Below are 19,734 nucleotides of genomic sequence, written 5' to 3' on the forward strand. Positions count from 1 at the left end.
CATTTCACGTTTTCGCACTTCGTTAAATTATCCAACTAGCTACATTTCAACACATTGTTGCCTGTTCTTACGCTCCTTAGCGATTTGGCACATCGTTAAGCTCTCTACTTCTTCCCTTTTCTATCTCCTTAACGATGTCGCACATCGTTAAGATCAATAGAAAAGCTGATATCGGCCAGAAACCAATATCAGCTGTTACTACTTTAACGATGAACCTTATACACGCCCGCTTTGCTTATGTTTCTAATCATTTCCGCTTCTTCCGCAGTAAGCGGCGGCATGTCCGCTGCCGCAATGTTCTGCAGAAGCTGCTCGCGGGAGCTCGCTCCGGGAATGGCAACGGCCACGGACGGATGCGCAAGAGAGTAACGAATCGCAAGCTGCGAGAGGCTCCGTCCCTCATGCGTCAGCTGTTCCAGTTGACCGCGAAGAGCAAGAAGTTCTTCGAGCTCATAGTCCAGCACGCCTTTGGACGGCTGGCGGTTTGCCGCAAGCGCGCCGCTTGCAACCGGTCCGCGCGCGATCATGCTGATTCCCTTGTCCGCAAGCAGCGGCAGTACCGTCTCCTCGGCGCGGCGGTCCACGATGCTATATTGGTTCATCACGCTAACGATAGAGGATCGGGACGCATATTCCCGAATGACGTTCGGACGGATCGACGAAATTCCGTATTCCCTAATGAGGCCTTCCCGCTTCAATTGTTCGAATGCTTCGATCGTCTCTTCGATTGGATCTTCGATTGTTCCGCCATGTAGCTGATACAGGTCGATGTAGTCTGTTCCGAATCTGCGCAAACTCTCCTTCACCGCAGATAAAATATACGCTTTCGACGGATCCCATGCCCAGCCGTCCTGGCCTGGAATTCTCCGGTTGCCGACTTTCGTTGCCAGAACCACCTGTTCGCGGCGTCCTTGAATGGCCTTGCCAACTAGCTCTTCATTCCGGCCGCCATCATACAAATCCGCCGTATCCAGCAATGTGACTCCCCGCTCCAGCGCTTCATGAATAAGGGCAATCGCCTTGTCCTCATCCGTACCAAGCGACATGCAGCCAAGTCCAATCTCCCCTACAACCAGCTCCGAGTTACCTAACCGATTTTGCTTCATAGCCATACACTCCCTTCTACAATTAAAGTTTAAGCCCTTTTACTTTCTTCTGCATCCTCCATAAGCCATAACCAAGCACGGCAAACAGACACAAGTATAGGACGATCAGCGGAACGCCCACCGCCCACAGCCGGTCGGTGAAGAAGCTCCTTAAGTTAATCATGTTCGTCAGCATGAGGACCAGGTTAGCAAGCAGCATAATGCCCATGACCCTTTGCAATCTTTTATAAAATTGAATAAGGGACTCCCGGTCCGTATACAACTGAGGCTCCTCTCCAGGTTGCCATTCCCTCCTGAAATAATGCCATAACGAGCCGTAAGAACTTACGTATTCCCAGCCCGCACCCTGATACAAATCCACATATTCTTGAAACTTGGCGCTTCCTCGCGCCTGGCCTGTCTGATAATCCAATCTGTACGTATATCTAACCGACTCATCCCGCGCAAAGAAGCTGCTGGAGAATTTGCCTGCTTTCTTAAAGTGCAGTCCTTCACGGGATAAATCGTTAAGCCACTGCTCTTCCTTCTCATAGTTCCAGCTCATTATCAACCGGCGACGCTTAATCAGCTTGTCATCCATGTGCCTCACCCTTTCATCTGAGTCAGGGCTTGCCGCCCAACTTGCAGAAGTTCCTCCAGCCGTGTTACCTCCGCTTCCACTACCTGTTTGCCGTTCTCCGTAATGGCATACATTTTACGCCGTTGGTCTGTTCCTTCCGGGACGGGATAATGATCAATAAGCCCCTTGCCCAGCAAAGTGTTAAGCGCCGTGTATAACGTTCCGGCTCCGATCTTCACTCTGCCCCCGCTCTTTTTCTCCGTTTCCTGCATAATCCCGTAACCATGCGAAGGCTCCGTGTACAACACGATTAAGATATAATAAAAAGCCTCCGTCAGCGGCAGCATCTCTTTCACATCATTTCATCCTTCCATTCCGATCAATATATCGCCTGTCGATATATCTTATAGTTATATATTAAGACTCGATATATCGCATGTCAATATAGTTTTGGGAAATTAAAGAAATTTAGGCTTGTCTGAATATACGAGGATTAGCAGAGGAACAAATTAGGAAGACGATTCGTCTATTAGCATGGAGCATTCTGAATAAAAGGATGGTTATCTATGAAGCTGAACAAACGGCCTGCAATCGTTACGGGTCTGCTTCTTTTGTTTATCATCGCCGGCATTCTCGAATACAAGGGGATGATCTGGCATAACAGCTTGTTTGCGGCCAAATACAAGGTTAGAGGAATTGATGTTTCCCATTATCAGGGCAAGATCGATTGGGACAAGGTTGCCGGCAGCGGCAAGTGGAATTTCGTCTATATCAAAGCAACGGAAGGAAAAGATCTTACGGACGAGTATTTCAAGTCGAACTGGGAACAGGCTCGAAGCAATGGCATGCGAACGGGCGCTTATCATTTCTTTACGACGCAAAGCTCCGGAACTGAACAAGCGGCTCATTTTATGGAGGAGGTTCCTTACGAGAAAGCAAGTCTCCCGCCTGTTATCGATATCGAGATTAGCCCCGACAAGGATGTCGCGCACATTCAGAACGAACTGACTGTCTTGGCAAACGGGCTCGAGCAGCACTACAAGCAACGCCCCATTCTTTACGTGACTTACGATACCTATAACGCTTATATTGCGGGCAGCTTCGAGGATTATGACATTTGGGTCAGAGATGTCTTAAAGCCCCCTGCTCTGCGCGATGACCGCGCTTGGATCTTCTGGCAATATAAGAACCGGGGGCATGTCTCCGGTATTGACGCTTATGTCGACATTAACGTGTTTCACGGTAACAAGGCCGATTTCGAGGCTAGGTTCAAAAGCTCAAAATAAAAAAGCGATACTTCTTATTTACACAGAAGCACCGCTTTTATAATTATTTTTGAATCTTATAAGTAAATTTCCACTCGGCCGTATTTCCTGAATACCTGCCGCGGTTTTCCGTAACGACTACTTGCAGTGCTTTATTAACGCTTTTTGTAATCGAAGAGACCTTTACCGCAACATTAGCTGAACCGCTTTCCGGAATTTTATCCTGCTCTTCCGCGTACGCCTTCAACTTAATGCTGTCCGATGCTTTCAGATTCAGGGTTACGCTTTTCCCTTCCTGAACTTCTTTGCCGTTCACATAAGCAGTGGTCTCCCACTCGTTGCCCACATGATTGTTTTCTACTAACTCTACGCTAACAAGCGTCACTTTCAATTTGGTCGTTTTGTCTGCTGCGGCAACAGGTTGCATGAACAATGTGGACACCGCCATAACTGCCAATGCCAACTTCAGATGCTTATACAAGGCAAGAACCCCCTCAAGTTTTTTCCACCCAAGGATACAAAGTTCTCTGAAGCAGCCGAAAATCCTTCTTTCAACCTGTTTTACCATATTATTGAAGTTATAAATCTTAGAACAAACCTTATATCCCTATATCCCTATAACTCAGGTTATTATCTTAATTCGAGGACAAAGCTTCCTCAATCGCGAGTTCCAGATCTGCTGGCTGCGTAGTTGGCTCAAACCTTGCGATCACTTGCCCCTCTTTATCGATAAGAAATTTCGAGAAGTTCCATTTCACGCCGTTGCCTTCATGCAAGTCCTGGTGATTCTGCTGTAGAAAATGTTTCATCCACATCTCGTCGGAATTGTCCGGATGATAGCCTTGGAAAGGCGCTTGCTCCGTAAGGTGTTGGAATAACGGATGAACCTGCTCTCCGCGCAACTCGATCTTCTCGAACAAAGAGAAAGTAACCCCTACTTCGCGGCGGCAATGTTCCTCCACTTCGGAATTGCTGCCGGGCTCTTTCCCGTTAAACTGATTGCACGGAAAACCTAATAATTCAAAGCCATGCATCCAATATTTCTCGTACAAGTGTTGGAGCCCTTCGAACTGCTTGGAATAACTGCAGGCACTTGCGGTGTTCACGATCAGAAGAACCCTGCCACGATACGCAGACAGATGAATGGGCTCCCCATTTATCTCATTAACTTGAAAGTCATAGATGGACTTCTTCATCTTTTATTCCTCTCCCCTATATTTATATTTCATCCATCATATATCCGATTAACTTATCTGAATAATATATAGATTCAATAAATTCAATAGGCAAAACCTATAATAGGAGTTAGCTGGGAAATCACCTTAATTTCCCCACTACGTTAACCGCTTAACTGCCTCCTTCAGGATCGCATAGTCGCGAAGCAGCATAAACCTGTCCGAATATTCAACATCAACGTTATCCAATGAACGATCCATGATCGAGACCGCTTGTCCGATATTCATCCATTGAACCGCCATACCCAGTTCTTGCTCGCTTGCGGTTAGAGTTATCGAATTCGTATTTATTCCCGCTTGTGCCAAATAACAATGCGAATACTGGAAGAACCGATTCCGGTGCTTATGTTCTTCCACGAAACCAAGCGTTCCCGTCACTTCAGCCTCATAGCCTGTCTCCTCCAGAATCTCTCTCACAAAAGCCGCCTCCGCCAACTCCCCTTCGTCTATTCCGCCCCCCGGCAGTTTGTACATGCCCTCACTAGCCATATACATCATGGCAACCTGATTGTCATTGTTGATCAATACCCCTCTTGCCGCATAGCGGGATACGGTATCCATATATACAGGCAACGTATCGCCGCCAATAACATCACTATCGGTTATTTTTAATTTCAGCATCTTTAATAATCTCCTTTGTTTCGTTCATTCTGAACGTCTTTTCTTGATTACATATTGCGTCCCCACCACCAATATTGCCATACATAAGGAGGGGACAATGCTTGCGATTAATCGATCGGGATTAAAGTGGCGAACCGAATAATACAACCCGTCACACACGTAGACCAGCAGTATGCCGTATACGAATCTTCCTATCCATTTGGTCAATTGTTTAAGTCTTTTAAAGCTTAACAACGTGAAATAGATGGACGCCATCACAATCGTTAAGATCATAAACATCTCTTCGTTCCCTCCGCCTTCCCGCATCGTCTTCTAAATATGTTTATTTAAAAAATCCATAGCCTGCGGACATGAAATCGATTAATCTATTATCATTGTAATTGTCATATTTTACATGCTGAGTAACATTAAGGGGGTTCCTATGCTTCAGGCCTATTGGTACATTACAAAGATGAAGCTGCTCGTTAATTTGACTTACCGATTTGAAGTGTTTACTTCCGTGGCAACCAATCTCATTCTTATGCTCGCATCCGTCTTCTTATGGCAAACCGCTTATAAAGGCGGATCCGGATCGGTCGAGGCGCTTAGCCTGCAGGATCTTACTACATACACGATTCTCTCCATCACCATCTCCACCATCTTTGTATGCGACGTGCAGAACACCATTTATTCGAAAATAAGAGAGGGTCAGATCGTCACCGACTTCTACCGCCCGATTCCGCTTCTTGCCTGCTACCTGGCTGAAGATATCGGGGAAATGTTCAGTTCCTTACTGAACCGAGCTCTTCCGCTTATCGTGTTTGCTTCCCTCTTTTTCGGCATTCCATGGCCTTCATCCTTCCAGAACTTTCTGCTTTTTCTCCCCAGCTGCGTGTTAAGCTACGCGATCCTCTGGCTGCTCAGCGCGCTTATTGGACTTGTTGCTTTCTGGGTGATGGAACTGGGCAACATGGGGAACGTCAAAGACGCCATAGTCCGCGTATTGTCGGGCAGTATCGTACCGCTCTGGTTTTTCCCGGAATCCGTTCAGACCGTCTCGAAATTTCTTCCTTTCCAATATACCTATCAGACTCCGCTTGGGATCTACATAGGCAATACCAATGTTATTGATGCATTATCCTCAATGGCTGTACAAGCGGTATGGGTTGGGATTCTGTATCTCATCCTCACAGCCGGATGGGCGCGCACGAAGAAAAAAACGCTAATCCAAGGAGGTTGAATCGCGCCATGGTATCCACGATCAAGCATTATGTATCTGTCGCTTCCTGCTGGGCGCGGCTTGCCGTTCAGCGGCAGCTGGAGTATCCGTTATTCCTCGTCAGCTGGCTGCTCATGATTCCCATTCAATACTTTTCCGGCATCTGGATGCTCAAGATTATCGTCGACCGCTTTCAGGCGCTTAACGGGTGGGACTTTCCCCAACTCACTTTCCTATATGGACTTGGCCTGATTAGCCACGGCATCTTTGTCGTTTTCTTTATTAATACATGGAGCATGGATTACATGGTCATCAATGGCGGCTACGACCGCCTACTGCTTCGCCCGATGAACGTCTTCTTCCAGTTGGTCGCAAGTTACGTTAATTTTATCGGGTTAATCGACTGTATTCCGGGGATCATTATCTTCCTCTATGGCGCGGAGATTGCGGGCTTCCACTGGTCCATCGCCAACATCGGCAAGCTTGTTCTCGTGCTGATCGGCGGGATCCTGATTCGGGCCGCGTTATTTACTAGCCTTGGCACGATTGCCTTCTGGACCAAACGCAACGGCTCCATGGTGGGCTTCGCCCTGACTATGCTGGAGAGGGCAACCATGTATCCCCTCAGCATATATCCTTATTTCTTGCAAGCCATATTCACCTTCATCATCCCAATCGGGTTCATCAGCTTCTATCCGGCTGCGGAATTTCTGAACATCGACAGCGGACAATTTGATCTCCCGTTAAGTTTTGCCTTATGGACACCGCTCGTAGGCGTCATATGCTTCCTGATCGCCGGCGGCATCTTCAAATTCGGTATGAAAAATTACGAGAGCGCAGGCTCTTAAGAAGAGGGGATTGGGCAAAATGGATGCGGTTATTGAGGTTAAAGATCTCGTGAAGGAATATATCATCGTGAAGAAAGAAAGCGGACTGCGCGGTTCCGTGAAAAGTCTGCTATTTCCCAAGAAAACAAAATTTAACGGGGTAAACGGAATAAGTTTCTCGATTGCCCCCGGCGAAATTGTAGGCTACATTGGCCCTAACGGCGCCGGCAAAAGCACAACGATTAAGATGCTGACCGGGATTCTGCATCCTACCGCAGGTTCGATTCAAGTATGCGGCATCTCCCCGCAGGCGGACCGGAAAGCCGTCGTCCGGAAATTAGGCGTCGTATTCGGTCAGCGTACGCAGCTTTACTGGGATTTGAGACTTGGGGAATCTTTCGAGCTGCTCCGCAGAATTTATCAGATTGACCAGCAATCTTACGATAATAATCTTGCTATACTGACCGAAGTATTAAAGCTGCAGGATTTCATCAACACGCCGGTGCGCCAGCTATCGCTTGGCCAGCGGATGCGCGGCGATATCGCGGCGGCGATGCTTCATTCTCCGTCTATATTGTTCCTCGATGAACCGACCATCGGGCTTGATGCAGACGCGAAACACGCCATCCGCAATTTCATTAAGGAGATTAATCGCACGCGTAGCGTAACCGTTATTCTAACTACGCATGATCTCGACGATGTTGAGCAATTATGCAGCCGGATTATCGTCGTGAACAACGGCAAGATCGTCGAGGACGGCCCCATCGACTCCATCATCCACAAGCTGACGCCTCACCGCATGTTAGTTGTGGAGCTCCAGGAGCCTTGCGACGATCTAACCACTCCCCATGCCGAGATCATCAAGCAGGAGGGACTCCGAATCTGGTATCAGTTCGAGAAGGAACGTATCTCCGCCTCCGAATTAATTGCCGCTTTATCGCAGAAGCTTCCGATCCAAGATATTAGCGTCAAAGAGCCTAACGTTGAAGATGCCATCCGTGTGGTGTATAAAACAACGGCAACGGTGTAAAAAAAAGGGCTCTTGCTGCTTTCTTCAGCAAATTGTGTACGCATAGATAACAACTTTCATGAGCATTTTAGGAGGTAGCTGTCCCGGCTACCTCCGGGATAGGCTTTCGTAAAGAGGTTCATATCTAAGCGATTTGACTGCGTCGTTAATGACGCGAACGAGATGATTTTCGGGGATATCTTCTTGCAAGTCCATTGGCAAGGACAGTTGATCCATGTTATATTCTTTGTACATAAAGAAGCCTCTCTTTACTTAGAATGGTTGGGTGGTACCTCCATTTTAACAAGGGTTGGCTTCTTTTTGTTTGAGCATTTCATGAACAGGTTAAAGGCAGACGGAGCATTAAATGATTCTGGAGAAGCGAAGTTTATGCTTACGAAGTAGCTTTCTTTCAGAAAGCTTTGAAGCGGTTGCTTTTGCTCAGGGATTCCTACCTTACCTCGTTGATTAAAGGGAATCCCAGAGCAATGGCGATTGGAAGAACATTTAATGCGCAGGCAGCTGGTTTACCTAAAACAAAAAACAGGGGTGTCCCATCGTCATTTTCATGACTTATGGGACACCCCCTTCCTTTTATTCCGATAAAGCGATATCGCTAGGATTACCGGGCAATTTAATCGTACCTATGAGTTCGTTAGACTCTCCGTCCAATACCGCAATACCGCCCATAACCAACACATAAATCCGGTTCGTTGTTGTATTTACGGCGACGGTCTTCGGACAGTGCCCAACAGGGACTGAATGAATGACCTTATGGCTTGACGCATCAATTACCGAGACATTATCGCTGCCGGAATTGGTAACATACACAAGATTGGTACCCGGATGAACGGCCGCGCAATAAGGATTGCTGCCTATTCCATCGGTGATTGTCGTTACCGGCGTATTCGTTGCCCCGTATATAACCGTTACGCTATCGCTCTTGAAGTTAGGCACATAAATCAAATTGGCTTCCGTGTGAACACCGGCCACCCCGGGTTCATGCTGGAGCGGAATATCCGGGAATAGCCTGGTATTCGTAACGCCGTCTATAACGGAAAGATCATGATCCGGGCTGCCGTTAGCCACGTAAATCCGGTTCGTGACCTTGTTGACCGCGATACCTGCGGGGATATTGCCAACCCCAACCGTCTCGATCAATTGATTCGTTGCCCCATTAAGGACGTCAACCGCATTCATCAGCGAGCTTGTAATGTAGACGCGGTTTGTCTTCTCGTTCACGGCTGCCAACGATGGGAACGGGCTGACCGGAACCACGGCAATCACTTCGCGGCTGCTCCCGTCAATTACCGAAATCTGATGTTTATTGCTATGAATCGCATAAATCCGGTTCGCCGCCGCATTCACCGCTATACTCCGCGCTGAACTTCCCGAAGGCAATTCAATTGCATCCACAACTGCCTCTGTCGCCCCATCCATAACCATGATCCGATTCTCGCCCTGCAAAGCCGCGTAAATCCGGTTGGCGGGCATCGAAGTTGGAGTTGCTTCCTGGACAGGGACTTGCACGGGATCTTGTACAGGATCCTGTACGGGAACCTGTTCAATTACCCGTTCTGCTGCTGGAGAAGGCACGACTACGCGTTCAGGTGCAGGAGCAGCTTTCCTCACCGCTTCCAACTCAGGTATATCCATTTCCTCTAGCCGATCCAGCCCTTCCGGCACTTCCCGGCCTTTAAATTTCCGTTGCGTATATTTATTGCGGTTCTGATGCGAAGCGTTCGCGCTAGGCTTCACCGATGTTGCTCTAGAAGGTTTCTGCTTGTTCTTCAAGGCGGGGGTTGTTCCCCCCACACGGTCAGGCGGACATAGAAAACCCGTCTGCTTCTGCGGCAAATACAGCAATAACGGCGCGGACTCTTTTTTACCCCGGCTGTACAATTTCATTTCCGCTTCCCTCCCCATGTATACCTAAACAGCTTATTTATTATAAGGAGATCGGCATGGAATGGCTTGGGCATCGGTTTATAACTTCATCTGGTTTCTTACCATTAAGGCTGCACCCGTCACAACCGCGTCTTCTTTCAGAACCCCCATCGAAAATCGCGGCACGTACGCTTCGCTGTAATACGTCCGTTTGACCGCAACCTCTGTAGCTACCCGGTAGTAGATCGGATTGGCGTTAATTAAAGCCCCGCCCAGAATAATCAGCTCCGGATGGAACATGTTAATCAAATTGGCCAGCCCCACCCCGAAATAAGACGCGGATTGCCGAAACACCTCATGGATAAAAGGATCACCTGCATGGAGGCCGGCCGTAATCGTATCCAAGTTGACCTGTTCAGGCGTAACGGGAGCGTTGTTCAGCTCTAGAGCTCCGTCTATCTTCAGCCGGGTCCTGATCTGCCGTTCCAATGCCTGAATAGAAGCGTATGTCTCAAGCGAACCGTAATTGCCGGATTCCCCAAGCCTTGGCCCGTCCACATCGATAATCATTTGGCCGATCGAACCTTCCATATCGACTTTCCCGTACACGATTCGCCCATAGGACATCATCGCGGAACGCAAGCTGACTCCGGCATGAACATATAGAGCATGTTGTACGTTTTCCGTGCGAATGGACCAATGTTCCCCAACAAGCGCCGTGTTGGCGCCGTTCTCGAGCAACGTAGGCAGTTGGATCGCTTCCTCGAACATTGCGCGAATCTTAACCTGTTCCCAACCTTTAGCCGGAAAATATTGCGGATTAATCATAATGCCGCCGCTAGCATCAAGCGGCCCTACTGCGCCAATTCCAAGTCCCAATAGTTGATGCCGCCCGATCTGATGATCTTTCATAAAAGCCGCCATCAGCTTAGTGGCATGCGCAACCAGCCGCTCCGGCGTCATCGTCTCGTCCATCCGCCAGCGAACGACCGATTTCTGGTTCATATTCAAATCAAAGAGACCCAGCGTAGAAGTTAACCGGGATATTTCAAGCCCAAATATATATTTGTAATCCGGATTAACCTGATACAGAAGCGGTTTGCGTCCGCCATTTGACGGACCTAGTCCGGTAACAAGGATTAAGCCTTCCTTAGCCATTTCATCCAATAGACGGGTCATCGTACTGCTGGTAATGTCATGCGCCTCCAGCAGTTCCGCTTTGGTAACTGGCCCAAAATTCGCGACTGTTTCGTATATCAGCTGTTTATGAGAAGGAACCGTACGCGGAGAATAACTCATCGCTGCCAACCTTTCTAATCCGTAATCTTTCTACCTGCCATTATACCCCACAAGCTTAATAGGGGCTATGACCAACTATTCCACCCACTTTATTCAAATTTGAAATTAAGAACCCCTTCAATATCGTTTATCCCACCCTTAATAATCGGTATAAATAATATTTATAAAAAAATATGCTCTAGTTTAATCCAAAATGAAATAAAGTTGCTATAATAACCTTGTAACGTAAAGGAGACTACTTATGAATACCAATTGGAAAAAACCACTCTATATATGGGTACAGTTGTTTTGGGTGTTTGCCCGGATCGGCCCCTCAACCTTTGGAGGCGGTTATGCGATGATGCCTGCGATTGAACGCGAGGTTGTCGACAAGCGCAAATGGATGTCCCAAAAGGAACTGGCCGATGTCGTATCCATAGCCGGATCGGCGCCGGGCGGCGTTGGCGTAAACGCGGCTGCTTTTATCGGTTACAAGAAAGCCCGCATACCGGGAGCAGCGATGGCCGTAATAGGCGTCACCTCCCCTACATTTATTATTGTGATCGCCTTTAGTTTGATCTATCTGATCTTTCAAGACAGCCCCAAGCTCGAGGCTGCTCTCAAAGGCATACATGGCGCGGTGGTTGCCCTCATCATCATGGCCGCCTATCGGATGGCGAAAGCCGCGATCTTCGATACAACAACTGCCGTCTTGGCCATCTGTGCTTTATTCGCCTTGCTCGCATTACCCGTTACGCCGCTGTATATCGTTGCGGCAGGGATCTTGACCGGCATCTGCTTCATCCGGATCAAGGAGATCGCCGGCAAGAAAACGATGACGGAAAAACCTTCAAAGAGCCGGTCCGGCGCGGAGCCGATTTACCCGGAGTATTACATCTGATGGGTACAAAGGGGAGTTGTTTATGATCTGGGAATTATTCTTTACTTTCTTCAAAATTGGATTTATCTCGTTTGGCGGCGGGTATACCGTTATTCCAACCATTCAAAATAAAGTCGTTGCTTACGGGTGGATGACCGGCGCCGAATTCCAGAAAGCCGTGTCCGTCGCGGGCATGGCGCCGGGCCCGATCGCCACCAATGCCGTGACGCTTATCGGTTACGATACAGCGGGCATTCCCGGCGCCATTGCGGCGTGCGCCGGCATTGTTTTGCCTTCGCTTATTGTGGTTATTGCGCTGGCCGCTTTTTTCTTCCCGTACCAGTCCAACAAAACTAGCAAATCCATCTTTTACGGCTTGCGCCCTGTCGTTACGGGGCTTATTGCATACGCCGCGATTCACTTCGCCAACTTCGACAAGCTAAGCGGATATACGTGGATGAACGGATTTACTTTGCTGATCTGCGCAGGATGCCTCGTGCTTCTGGCGAAATATAAACTGCACCCCTTGACCGTTATTGCGGCAGCGGGAGCGGCAGGCATTGTTTTTTTGTAGTACAGTTAAGGTCAAACCTATTCGAAGGCGGGGGATTTCGTTAATATGCTTGCAACTATTAAACCCGATGGCACAGGTTATACGGTAACATTCGAACGCAAACTTCATCATTCGAAAAAAGAAGTATGGTCTTATTTCACCGATAACGACAAGCTCCCGTTGTGGTTCTCCGAGCTTCGCATGGCGGACTTGCGGGAAGGCGGACATCTTAGCTTCAACATGGGAGACGGTACGTTTGAGACGTTGACCATTACGGCCTGCGAACCTCAATCCGTTCTCGCCTTTACATGGGGAGAGGATATGGCCGTACGATTCGAATTCCATGAAGACCGCGGAATCTGCACCCTACGATTAATCGAGAGTATTAGCAAACCGTCAGCCCATACGCCTAAAGACCTTGCGGGCTGGCATGTGTGCCTGGATGTCATTCAGTCTTTGCTCGATTATGGACAACCTCTTGCGGATCGCCGTGAGCATTGGGAATCATGGTACCCGAAATACGCCGATGCCCTGCGGCAGCATGAGTCCTATATCGTTGAAGTTTCAATATCCGTTGAACAGCCGATTGCAGCGGTATGGAAAGCGGTCACGGAAGCCGAAGCTTTGTCGAAGTGGTATTCCCCGGGTTCGCCTTGGGAGATTGCCGAATGCAAAGAAGGGGCAACCGTCCTTTTCCACCATTCGCCCAACCCCTACCATTCGGGAACGGAAGTGACCACATTGCCCGCTATAATCACGGCTTGCGAACCGCCTTATCGGTTTGCTTTGCAGTGGGATTATGCCGGAGCTAACGATATTCCGGTCACGACCACTTTCCGGCTTGAAGCGTGCGAAGGCGGAACGAATATAACGATGTCAGAATCGGGTTACGAGAATGCCGAGCAGGCCGAACCGGTCAGCAAAGGATATTCCATGTCGCTCGCGAATTTAAAGGCTTATTTGGCAGGCAAGCCTCTGCCTTATTAAATAGGCTATGTTAAGCATAAATGTTGATATTTGACTCTCAATCAAAATCGCGAGGCCGATCTCTTACCTAACGTTGCACGAAATGCAGCATATTTAGGCATTTGAGCCCACTAACTAGAGATATCCTGCACAAAATGCAGGATACAAGTCAATAAATGCCCAAAAGGGTTCCAAACCAACTCATATCCTGCATTCCGTGCAGTATAATTTACGCTTTGGCCTAATTAAGGAAAATATACTGCACTTCGTGCAACATAGCCATTAAATAAAAGCGGCCGTGAAGAATTATGATTCCTCACGGCTGCTTGTTGCGTTTACCCTATAGTTCAAGTCTCTTGAAATTCGGAAACGGGTGGCCCGCTTCCTTCAGCGAACCTAACCCCGTCATCTCCGCTACTTCCATCATTCGTTCCCAGATCGGCCAAATGACAGGCGACTTATGTGCCTGATGCATCGATTCCTCCGACTTCCACTCAAAAATCTCGATGACCGTTCCATCCTCCGCTTCAAGCTTGAGAACGGGCAACTCCGTAATGAGGCCTTCCTGTATAAGCGCCGGCCCATGCTCCTTCACAATGGCATGAAGCTCCTTCTCTTTTCCGGCATGGGGCCGATACAACGCAAACGCGATATTCTTATCAGACATCCTTATGTTCACCCTTCAGGACTGGAATCAGTTCATATAATTCATTAACGGCGCAACCTACCGTATCCGCGATGGAAATCGCCGTCTTTAACGGCATTAAACGCTTGTTCTCCATGTAATCCGCAAGCCGTTCAGGCTTATAAAGCAAAGCCCCGGCCAATGCTTCCCGGCTCATTCCACGCTCCATTAATCTCTCCTGCAACAAGCAGCGCCCCAATTCAAACTTCATGCCGTTAATCTCCCTTGGATCAAGTTCCGCAAAATGTCCGGTATGGACGAGGCGACTCCTCCGGCAGCAAAGCGTAAGCCTCCTGCTCCTCGGAGTAAGCATAAGGATTCTCCAGTACGGCAAGCAAACTATCCATGACGCATAGATTCCCTTGCTCTGCGGCCTCCAACGCTTCCTCTACCCGGTGATTACGCGGGATGACAGCGGGGTTGCTGCGCCGCATAAGCAGTTGGGATTGTTCCTTCGACTCCTCTTGCCGGCCAAGCCTTGCCTGCCACTTATCGTGCCATTCGTCGAATTCCGGCATCCCGTGCAGCACCGTAGCCTCCGGCTTCCCTAAAGTCAAAGCCCGGAACGTATTCGTGTAATCAGCTTTGCTATTTTGCATCAGCAGCAGCAGAGATTCGATCAACGCTTCATCCTCTTGCTCTTCGCCCGAAATCCCCAGCTTAGCCCGCATTCCACTCTGCCAATGCAGGTGAAAATGCTCGCTGAAATCAGACAACGCGTCTTGGGCCAGCTCGATCGCCCCCTCTTCATCCTCATCGAATAAAGGCAATAAAGCTTCTGCGAGGCGTGCCAGATTCCAAGAGCCGATATACGGCTGGTTGCCGTAAGCGTAACGCCCTTCCCGGTCGATCGAACTGAAGACGGTAGCCGGATCATAGCTATCCATAAACGCGCAAGGCCCGTAATCGATACTTTCCCCGCTGATCGCCATATTGTCCGTATTCATGACCCCATGGATGAATCCAACCAGCTGCCACTTGGCAATAAGAGCGGCCTGGCGTTTGATGACCTCCTTCAGGAAGCTGACATAACGGTTATCGCCGTCTTCCATCTCGGGATAATGCCGCTCAATGGTATAATCCGCCAAGGCGCGAACATCTTCCGGCGTCCCCCACTGCGCGGCGAATTGGAAGGTCCCTACTCGAATATGGCTCGCGGCGACCCGTGTCAGGATCGCGCCGGTAAGCAAGCTTTCCCGCACAATCTCCTCACCCGTCGCCACGACCGCCAAACTGCGGGTTGTCGGTATGCCAAGCCCATGCATCGCTTCGCTGATGATATACTCCCGCAGCATGGGACCAAGCGCCGCACGTCCGTCTCCTCCTCTGGAATACGACGTACGCCCCGAGCCTTTGAGCTGAATATCGAATCGCTCGCCGCCTGGCGTGATCTGCTCGCCGAGCAGGACCGCACGTCCGTCTCCCAGCCGGTTGAAATAGCTGAATTGATGCCCGGCATAGGCTTGAGCCAGCGGCTCGGCCCCTTCCGGAAGCTGATTGCCCGCAAATACATCCACCCCATCGCTGCCGCGCAACACCTCTGCATGCAAGCCAAGCGACGCGGCAAGAGATTCATTTAACTTCATTAACCTCGGTGCTCGTACGGGGACGGGATTTTGCTTCGTAAATAATAAGTCCGGCAAGCCAGCGTAACTGTTCTCTAGGTTCCATCCGCTTTGATTATCCGTCATCTCGTTCTCCATTTTCTTTTTTTCCTTATTATACCCAAAAAAGCCCGCCGGCTCATAGGGCGCCGGCGGGCTTTGCTGTTACGACTTATTCGGTGTACATAGCTTTCAGCTTGGCGCGTTCTGCTTTCGTAATGCCAAGGCCTTTTTCAAGGAAGTTGTCGATCGAGCCGTATTTCGCTTTCATTTCGTCGATGGCAGCTTGCAGGAATTCCTTCTGAACGCCCATCATCGCCGTAATGGCAGCTACGACATTCTCGTCCTTCACTTGAGCTTTAACGGCTTCAACCGCTTTTTTGTTTGCTTCTTCGCGGTATACGTTGCTCAGGAGGTAGTCTTCCATTACCGTCTTCTCATCTACGCCAAGCGCGAAGAGGATGATCGCGGAACCAAGGCCCGTACGGTCTTTACCTGCTGTACAGTGTTGAAGCAGACCGATGTTGTTCGGATCGTTAAGCAGTTCCATCAGTTGAACGTAGAACTTCGGCGCGTCGACCATTTGCTTGTTGAAGCCGGCCATCATAGCAACCGCGCTTGCTTCGTCCTTCATCATGCCGGAAGCGATCATGGAGTTCAGATCGGCAGTCGAACCTGCGTTGCCTTCATCCGTACGGATGTTTTTAATACCTGGGATGACCGGATCCGGCATTGCTTTTACTTCTGCATCGGTACGGTAGTCCACGTTTGTTTTGATACCCATTTCTTGAATCGTCTTAATATCTGAATCCGTCAAATGGCCAAGCTCTTCGCCGCGGAACAGCTTGCCCCATTTCACCGTTTTGCCGTCAGTTGTTTTGTAGCCGCCAAGATCGCGAATGTTGAAAGCGCCTTGCAGGTCTACTTTGCGTTCAGCAACGGTAATGGTTGCGCCATTGCTTGTCTTAATGTAGAAGTATACGCGCGAACCCGGCTTAGGATCTGCCGATACGTAACCGTTATAGCTCGACATCGTTCTTTTCAGCTGTTTGCCGGTTTTAGCGATATTGTCCGGGGAAGTGCTCCACATGATCTTTACGGCACCGAGGTCCGCATTCGAGTTCCAGTGGATTTTCAGTTTGCCGTCAGCCGTACGCTCAACGCTTGCTTGCGTGAATTCGCCTTGTACTTTGTGCTGCGATACCGCTGCAGGCGTTGCCGCGAAGCTTGCTGCAGGAGCTGCTACTGCGCCAAAAGCAAGAGATGCTGCCAATACGGTTGCTGCGTAAACTTTGTTGAGTTTCATTGAAAAAGTTCCCCCTAAAATAAGTTGTGTAATTATTGTGTTCCAGTTGTGTTCCGGTTGTATTTAAGTTGCATGTTTGTCCTTATTGTAGGGAGGAATTATTTTGACAATTTTAAAATTTGATAAAGGTTTTGTAAAAGCAGCAACCCGCATATTTCCAGTTAAACTCATCCATATTAGGGGTAAGTCTGATGAACAGCGGAGAGGATTAATTAGCGGATGTTTAAACAACCAAAGAACTGGGTGAGCCGGCGATCGCCTGCCCAAGTCATTACCGGCTACTATATATTTGCCGTGTTATTATCCATTCTTCTGCTAAGCATGCCAGCGGCTCATAAGCCCGGAGTGGAAGTCTCGATCTTTGACACGATATTCACGGCAGTCAGCGTGGTTAGCGATACGGGGCTGTCCGTCCTAAACGTATCTGAAACGTACAGCGTATTTGGCTATTTCATTATTATGATCGCCTTGCAATTTGGGGGGATTGGCATTATGGCAATGAGCACCTTCTTCTGGCTGCTGATCGGACGCAAAATCGGCCTGAAAGAGCGCCGCCTGATTATGGTCGATAATAATCAGTTTGCGTTATCCGGCCTTGTTCATTTGGTCAAGGAAATTTTGCAGATTACGCTGCTCACCGAGCTTGTTGGAGCCGTCATCTTTGGACTGAGGTTTCTGCAGTACTATCCGACCTGGCAGGAAGCATTCCTGCAGGGCTTGTTCGCCTCCGTCAGCGCAACAACCAATGCGGGCATGGATATTACGGGACAATCGCTCATGCCGTTCAAAGACGATTACTTCGTCCAGCTCGTCACGATTGTCCTCATTATTTTCGGGGCGATCGGGTTCCCGGTGCTGCTCGAGCTGAAAGCGTTCCTCTCCCGCAACAAGCTGGATTTGAACCAGCCGTTCCGTTTTTCGTTATTTGCCAAAATCACGAGTCTTACTTATTTCGGCCTGCTCGCATTAGGCACGATTCTTATTCTGTTGTTCGAGTCGCATCATTATTTCAAGGGCTTAACCTGGCATGAAAGCTTCTTCTATGCTTTTTTCCAGGCCACGACTACCCGAAGCGCCGGATTAACTACAATGGACATTACGCATCTGACGATGCCAACTCTTCTGCTCATGTGCGTCTATATGTTTATCGGCGGCTCTCCCAACTCGGTAGGAGGCGGCATACGGACAACAACCTTCGCCTTGAATATGCTGTTTATCTATCATTTTGCAAGAGGACGGCGGAATTACAACGTGTTCAAACGGGAGCTGCATCCTGACGATATTATGAAATCGCTGGCTATTACGATGCTTGCGGTCGTGATGTGCGCTTTATCCGTCATCGCCATCAGCGTCTCGGACCAGGAGCATCAGCTGGCCGCCATTATATTGGAGGTGTGCTCCGCCTTTGGCACGGTTGGCCTGTCGACGGGCATTACGCCCGACTTGAGCATCTTCGCCAAATGCATTCTGATGCTGCTAATGTTCATAGGAAGAATCGGACTTACCTCCTTCCTCTATATCATTGGCGGCAAACAAGCGAAAGCGAAGTTCCGCTATTCCATGGAACGAGTCATGACGGGATAGTCAGGGGGCAAAATAATCCGTACGTAGTCTTGCCGTATCGTCTGGATCGCGTTATGCTGGGTGTAATCTATACGATAGGAACGTTCGACTATGACGATCGGTATTTTCGACTCCGGACTCGGAGGACTTACAGTACTGGCAGAAGCGCTGAAGCGCCTTCCCGCCGAAAACTATATTTATATGGCCGACACCAAACATGTCCCTTACGGTACCAAGTCCGAAGAGGAAGTGCGCTCCTTCGTGCTTCAGACCGTTGAGCAAATGGTGGCCGAAGGCATCGACGCTTTGGTTGTGGCCTGCAATACGGCAACCAGCATTGCGATTAACGAGCTGCGGGAGCGGTATTCTTTTCCCATTATCGGGATGGAACCTGCCGTTAAGCCCGCCGTGGAGATGAATCGCGCAACGGGCAAAAAAGTACTCGTCTGGGCGACTCCCCTAACGCTGCGCATGCCGAAGTATTACGCTCTGGTGTCGCGCGTAGACGGAGACGGAATCGTAGATTCCCTTCCAATGCCCGAGCTGGTGCAATATTGCGAATCGCTTCAATTCGATCCGGGCGTGCTTCGGGACTATTTCCTAACCAAGCTTGCTCCTTACGATCTGATGGATTACGGCATATTGGTGCTTGGCTGCACGCATTTCCCGTTCTATACGAGAATACTGGAAGAGGTATTGCCTCCGCATATTCAGATTGTGAACGGCAATCTCGGCACGATCCGGCGCCTGACCGCCATGCTGAGCCGTTACGGCATCGGAACCGGACGCGGAAGCGGACAAGTCCAGTTCATGTGTACCGGCGGGGAAGCTGCTTACGTCGAGAAGATGCGCTCCGCGCTTTCTTTCCTGAAGGAACAGGATCTATAGTAAATCCAACGCAGAAGCCGCCCCATCCGTCACTAACGTGAGGAATGGGACGGCTTCTTTATTTTTGTCCGCGGATTCATAGAATTGCACATGTTCATCGTAGGATTACGTCTTCAGCCAGACAGGCAAGTGGATTATGCTAAGCATGCCAGACTCTGAATGGATGCGAAAATAGTTGCCAAGGAGGTGAATGGATGTAACTACGCGTTAAATTGTAAGCGCATTAATTATTGCCCGCAACATAATTGATCAGCTGCTTTCGAAGTAAGAATCATCACGAACAGCGAAGCTGTTTGTGTGATCA

At 49.2% G+C, this 19,734-nt stretch carries 22 protein-coding genes and 1 pseudogene; 9 read left to right on the top strand and 14 right to left on the bottom strand.

All coding sequences use genetic code 11. The features are described from left to right. Positions 1-203: 203 nt before the first annotated feature. From QQK89_RS23330 to QQK89_RS23340, 3 genes are read right to left on the bottom strand one after another with little or no spacing between them, the layout of a single operon-like run. Positions 204-1,106, bottom strand: a complete 903-nt coding sequence (locus QQK89_RS23330; RefSeq protein ID WP_284241089.1) for an aldo/keto reductase — start codon at positions 1,104-1,106, stop codon at positions 204-206. Between the two features lie 22 nt (positions 1,107-1,128). Continuing rightward, positions 1,129-1,686, bottom strand: coding sequence for a DUF2812 domain-containing protein (locus QQK89_RS23335; RefSeq protein WP_284241090.1), 558 nt, complete (start codon positions 1,684-1,686; stop codon positions 1,129-1,131). A 5-nt stretch (positions 1,687-1,691) separates the two neighbouring features. Beyond that, complete coding sequence (locus QQK89_RS23340; protein ID WP_284241207.1) at positions 1,692-2,012, bottom strand: PadR family transcriptional regulator; 321 nt, start codon at positions 2,010-2,012, stop codon at positions 1,692-1,694. A gap of 219 nt (positions 2,013-2,231) precedes the next feature. Between QQK89_RS23340 and QQK89_RS23345 the strand changes: the two genes are divergently transcribed. After that, a complete protein-coding gene (locus tag QQK89_RS23345; protein ID WP_284241091.1) occupies positions 2,232-2,951 on the top strand; it encodes a glycoside hydrolase family 25 protein in 720 nt (239 codons plus the stop codon). Positions 2,952-2,994: 43 nt separating this feature from the next. Here QQK89_RS23345 and QQK89_RS23350 read toward each other — a convergent pair whose 3' ends face one another. The 4 genes from QQK89_RS23350 to QQK89_RS23365 all read right to left on the bottom strand — a co-directional run bounded on the left by QQK89_RS23350 (position 2,995) and on the right by QQK89_RS23365 (position 5,065). Beyond that, on the bottom strand, positions 2,995-3,411 hold the full coding sequence (locus QQK89_RS23350) for a hypothetical protein (protein WP_284241092.1): 417 nt from the start codon (positions 3,409-3,411) through the stop codon (positions 2,995-2,997). A 154-nt stretch (positions 3,412-3,565) separates the two neighbouring features. Beyond that, a complete protein-coding gene (locus QQK89_RS23355; RefSeq protein ID WP_284241093.1) occupies positions 3,566-4,126 on the bottom strand; it encodes a glutathione peroxidase in 561 nt (186 codons plus the stop codon). Between the two features lie 138 nt (positions 4,127-4,264). After that, entirely contained in the window at positions 4,265-4,786 is a 522-nt protein-coding gene (locus QQK89_RS23360; protein WP_284241094.1) for an NUDIX hydrolase, read from the bottom strand. Between the two features lie 24 nt (positions 4,787-4,810). Then, positions 4,811-5,065 carry a hypothetical protein gene (locus tag QQK89_RS23365; protein WP_284241095.1) on the bottom strand — a complete coding sequence of 85 codons (255 nt, stop codon included), beginning with the start codon at positions 5,063-5,065 and terminating at the stop codon, positions 4,811-4,813. Positions 5,066-5,207: 142 nt separating this feature from the next. Between QQK89_RS23365 and QQK89_RS23370 the strand changes: the two genes are divergently transcribed. The 3 genes from QQK89_RS23370 to QQK89_RS23380 are packed head-to-tail and all read left to right on the top strand — an operon-like array spanning position 5,208 to position 7,841. Beyond that, entirely contained in the window at positions 5,208-6,005 is a 798-nt protein-coding gene (locus QQK89_RS23370; RefSeq protein ID WP_284241096.1) for an ABC transporter permease, read from the top strand. An 8-nt stretch (positions 6,006-6,013) separates the two neighbouring features. Then, a complete protein-coding gene (locus QQK89_RS23375) occupies positions 6,014-6,832 on the top strand; it encodes an ABC transporter permease (protein WP_284241097.1) in 819 nt (272 codons plus the stop codon). A gap of 19 nt (positions 6,833-6,851) precedes the next feature. Further along, the gene (locus tag QQK89_RS23380) at positions 6,852-7,841 is read left to right on the top strand and encodes an ABC transporter ATP-binding protein (RefSeq protein WP_284241098.1); all 990 of its coding nucleotides are present in this window, start codon (positions 6,852-6,854) and stop codon (positions 7,839-7,841) included. 33 nt (positions 7,842-7,874) lie between these two features. Here QQK89_RS23380 and QQK89_RS23385 read toward each other — a convergent pair. From QQK89_RS23385 to QQK89_RS23395, 3 genes and pseudogenes are all read right to left on the bottom strand, one after another. Continuing rightward, positions 7,875-8,075, bottom strand: a pseudogene (locus QQK89_RS23385) (IS1182 family transposase); the annotation flags it as partial. Between the two features lie 339 nt (positions 8,076-8,414). Then, positions 8,415-9,728 carry a YncE family protein gene (locus tag QQK89_RS23390; RefSeq protein WP_284241100.1) on the bottom strand — a complete coding sequence of 438 codons (1,314 nt, stop codon included), beginning with the start codon at positions 9,726-9,728 and terminating at the stop codon, positions 8,415-8,417. Between the two features lie 78 nt (positions 9,729-9,806). After that, positions 9,807-11,006 (bottom strand): ROK family transcriptional regulator, encoded by a 1,200-nt coding sequence (locus QQK89_RS23395; RefSeq protein WP_284241101.1) that lies wholly within the window; start codon positions 11,004-11,006, stop codon positions 9,807-9,809. A gap of 241 nt (positions 11,007-11,247) precedes the next feature. Here QQK89_RS23395 and QQK89_RS23400 point away from each other — a divergent pair, with 241 nt between their 5' ends. The 3 genes from QQK89_RS23400 to QQK89_RS29675 are packed head-to-tail and all read left to right on the top strand — an operon-like array spanning position 11,248 to position 13,405. Then, the gene (locus tag QQK89_RS23400; protein WP_284241102.1) at positions 11,248-11,886 is read left to right on the top strand and encodes a chromate transporter; all 639 of its coding nucleotides are present in this window, start codon (positions 11,248-11,250) and stop codon (positions 11,884-11,886) included. A 22-nt stretch (positions 11,887-11,908) separates the two neighbouring features. Then, the gene (locus QQK89_RS23405) at positions 11,909-12,439 is read left to right on the top strand and encodes a chromate transporter (protein WP_284241103.1); all 531 of its coding nucleotides are present in this window, start codon (positions 11,909-11,911) and stop codon (positions 12,437-12,439) included. Positions 12,440-12,484: 45 nt separating this feature from the next. After that, positions 12,485-13,405, top strand: a complete 921-nt coding sequence (locus QQK89_RS29675; RefSeq protein WP_349816741.1) for an SRPBCC family protein — start codon at positions 12,485-12,487, stop codon at positions 13,403-13,405. A 319-nt stretch (positions 13,406-13,724) separates the two neighbouring features. On the opposite strand, the gene QQK89_RS23420 is transcribed toward QQK89_RS29675, so the two are convergent. The 4 genes from QQK89_RS23420 to QQK89_RS23435 all read right to left on the bottom strand — a co-directional run bounded on the left by QQK89_RS23420 (position 13,725) and on the right by QQK89_RS23435 (position 16,979). Further along, positions 13,725-14,051 carry a hypothetical protein gene (locus tag QQK89_RS23420; RefSeq protein WP_284241104.1) on the bottom strand — a complete coding sequence of 109 codons (327 nt, stop codon included), beginning with the start codon at positions 14,049-14,051 and terminating at the stop codon, positions 13,725-13,727. Next, positions 14,044-14,280 carry a helix-turn-helix domain-containing protein gene (locus QQK89_RS23425; protein WP_284241105.1) on the bottom strand — a complete coding sequence of 79 codons (237 nt, stop codon included), beginning with the start codon at positions 14,278-14,280 and terminating at the stop codon, positions 14,044-14,046. Before QQK89_RS23425 ends, QQK89_RS23420 begins: the two co-directional genes overlap by 8 nt. Before the next feature lie 19 nt (positions 14,281-14,299). Beyond that, positions 14,300-15,772 (bottom strand): protein adenylyltransferase SelO, encoded by a 1,473-nt coding sequence (locus QQK89_RS23430; protein WP_284241106.1) that lies wholly within the window; start codon positions 15,770-15,772, stop codon positions 14,300-14,302. Between the two features lie 73 nt (positions 15,773-15,845). After that, positions 15,846-16,979 carry a tyrosine-protein phosphatase gene (locus QQK89_RS23435; protein WP_284241107.1) on the bottom strand — a complete coding sequence of 378 codons (1,134 nt, stop codon included), beginning with the start codon at positions 16,977-16,979 and terminating at the stop codon, positions 15,846-15,848. Positions 16,980-17,198: 219 nt separating this feature from the next. On the opposite strand from QQK89_RS23435, the gene QQK89_RS23440 reads away from it, so the two are divergent. Both QQK89_RS23440 and murI read left to right on the top strand, forming a co-directional pair. Beyond that, a complete protein-coding gene (locus QQK89_RS23440) occupies positions 17,199-18,563 on the top strand; it encodes a TrkH family potassium uptake protein (RefSeq protein WP_284241108.1) in 1,365 nt (454 codons plus the stop codon). Positions 18,564-18,653: 90 nt separating this feature from the next. Continuing rightward, on the top strand, positions 18,654-19,430 hold the full coding sequence (murI, locus tag QQK89_RS23445; RefSeq protein WP_284241109.1) for a glutamate racemase: 777 nt from the start codon (positions 18,654-18,656) through the stop codon (positions 19,428-19,430). Positions 19,431-19,734 lie beyond the last annotated feature (304 nt).

This window comes from Paenibacillus glycanilyticus, from assembly GCF_030161375.1.
GTDB classification, from domain to species: Bacteria; Bacillota; Bacilli; order Paenibacillales; family Paenibacillaceae; genus Pristimantibacillus; species Pristimantibacillus glycanilyticus_B.

Coding starts and splice junctions, on each gene's coding strand:
- QQK89_RS23355 (WP_284241093.1), bottom strand. CDS start 4,126: ATGAAGAAGTCCATCTATGACTTTCAAGTTAATGAGATAAATGGGGAG.
- QQK89_RS23435 (WP_284241107.1), bottom strand. CDS start 16,979: ATGAAACTCAACAAAGTTTACGCAGCAACCGTATTGGCAGCATCTCTT.
- QQK89_RS23375 (WP_284241097.1), top strand. CDS start 6,014: ATGGTATCCACGATCAAGCATTATGTATCTGTCGCTTCCTGCTGGGCG.
- QQK89_RS23440 (WP_284241108.1), top strand. CDS start 17,199: ATGTTTAAACAACCAAAGAACTGGGTGAGCCGGCGATCGCCTGCCCAA.
- QQK89_RS23395 (WP_284241101.1), bottom strand. CDS start 11,006: ATGAGTTATTCTCCGCGTACGGTTCCTTCTCATAAACAGCTGATATAC.
- QQK89_RS29675 (WP_349816741.1), top strand. CDS start 12,485: ATGCTTGCAACTATTAAACCCGATGGCACAGGTTATACGGTAACATTC.
- QQK89_RS23380 (WP_284241098.1), top strand. CDS start 6,852: ATGGATGCGGTTATTGAGGTTAAAGATCTCGTGAAGGAATATATCATC.
- QQK89_RS23370 (WP_284241096.1), top strand. CDS start 5,208: ATGCTTCAGGCCTATTGGTACATTACAAAGATGAAGCTGCTCGTTAAT.
- QQK89_RS23390 (WP_284241100.1), bottom strand. CDS start 9,728: ATGAAATTGTACAGCCGGGGTAAAAAAGAGTCCGCGCCGTTATTGCTG.
- QQK89_RS23340 (WP_284241207.1), bottom strand. CDS start 2,012: ATGCTGCCGCTGACGGAGGCTTTTTATTATATCTTAATCGTGTTGTAC.
- QQK89_RS23360 (WP_284241094.1), bottom strand. CDS start 4,786: ATGCTGAAATTAAAAATAACCGATAGTGATGTTATTGGCGGCGATACG.
- QQK89_RS23330 (WP_284241089.1), bottom strand. CDS start 1,106: ATGAAGCAAAATCGGTTAGGTAACTCGGAGCTGGTTGTAGGGGAGATT.
- murI (WP_284241109.1), top strand. CDS start 18,654: ATGACGATCGGTATTTTCGACTCCGGACTCGGAGGACTTACAGTACTG.
- QQK89_RS23430 (WP_284241106.1), bottom strand. CDS start 15,772: ATGGAGAACGAGATGACGGATAATCAAAGCGGATGGAACCTAGAGAAC.
- QQK89_RS23420 (WP_284241104.1), bottom strand. CDS start 14,051: ATGTCTGATAAGAATATCGCGTTTGCGTTGTATCGGCCCCATGCCGGA.
- QQK89_RS23345 (WP_284241091.1), top strand. CDS start 2,232: ATGAAGCTGAACAAACGGCCTGCAATCGTTACGGGTCTGCTTCTTTTG.
- QQK89_RS23400 (WP_284241102.1), top strand. CDS start 11,248: ATGAATACCAATTGGAAAAAACCACTCTATATATGGGTACAGTTGTTT.
- QQK89_RS23335 (WP_284241090.1), bottom strand. CDS start 1,686: ATGGATGACAAGCTGATTAAGCGTCGCCGGTTGATAATGAGCTGGAAC.
- QQK89_RS23405 (WP_284241103.1), top strand. CDS start 11,909: ATGATCTGGGAATTATTCTTTACTTTCTTCAAAATTGGATTTATCTCG.
- QQK89_RS23425 (WP_284241105.1), bottom strand. CDS start 14,280: ATGAAGTTTGAATTGGGGCGCTGCTTGTTGCAGGAGAGATTAATGGAG.
- QQK89_RS23365 (WP_284241095.1), bottom strand. CDS start 5,065: ATGTTTATGATCTTAACGATTGTGATGGCGTCCATCTATTTCACGTTG.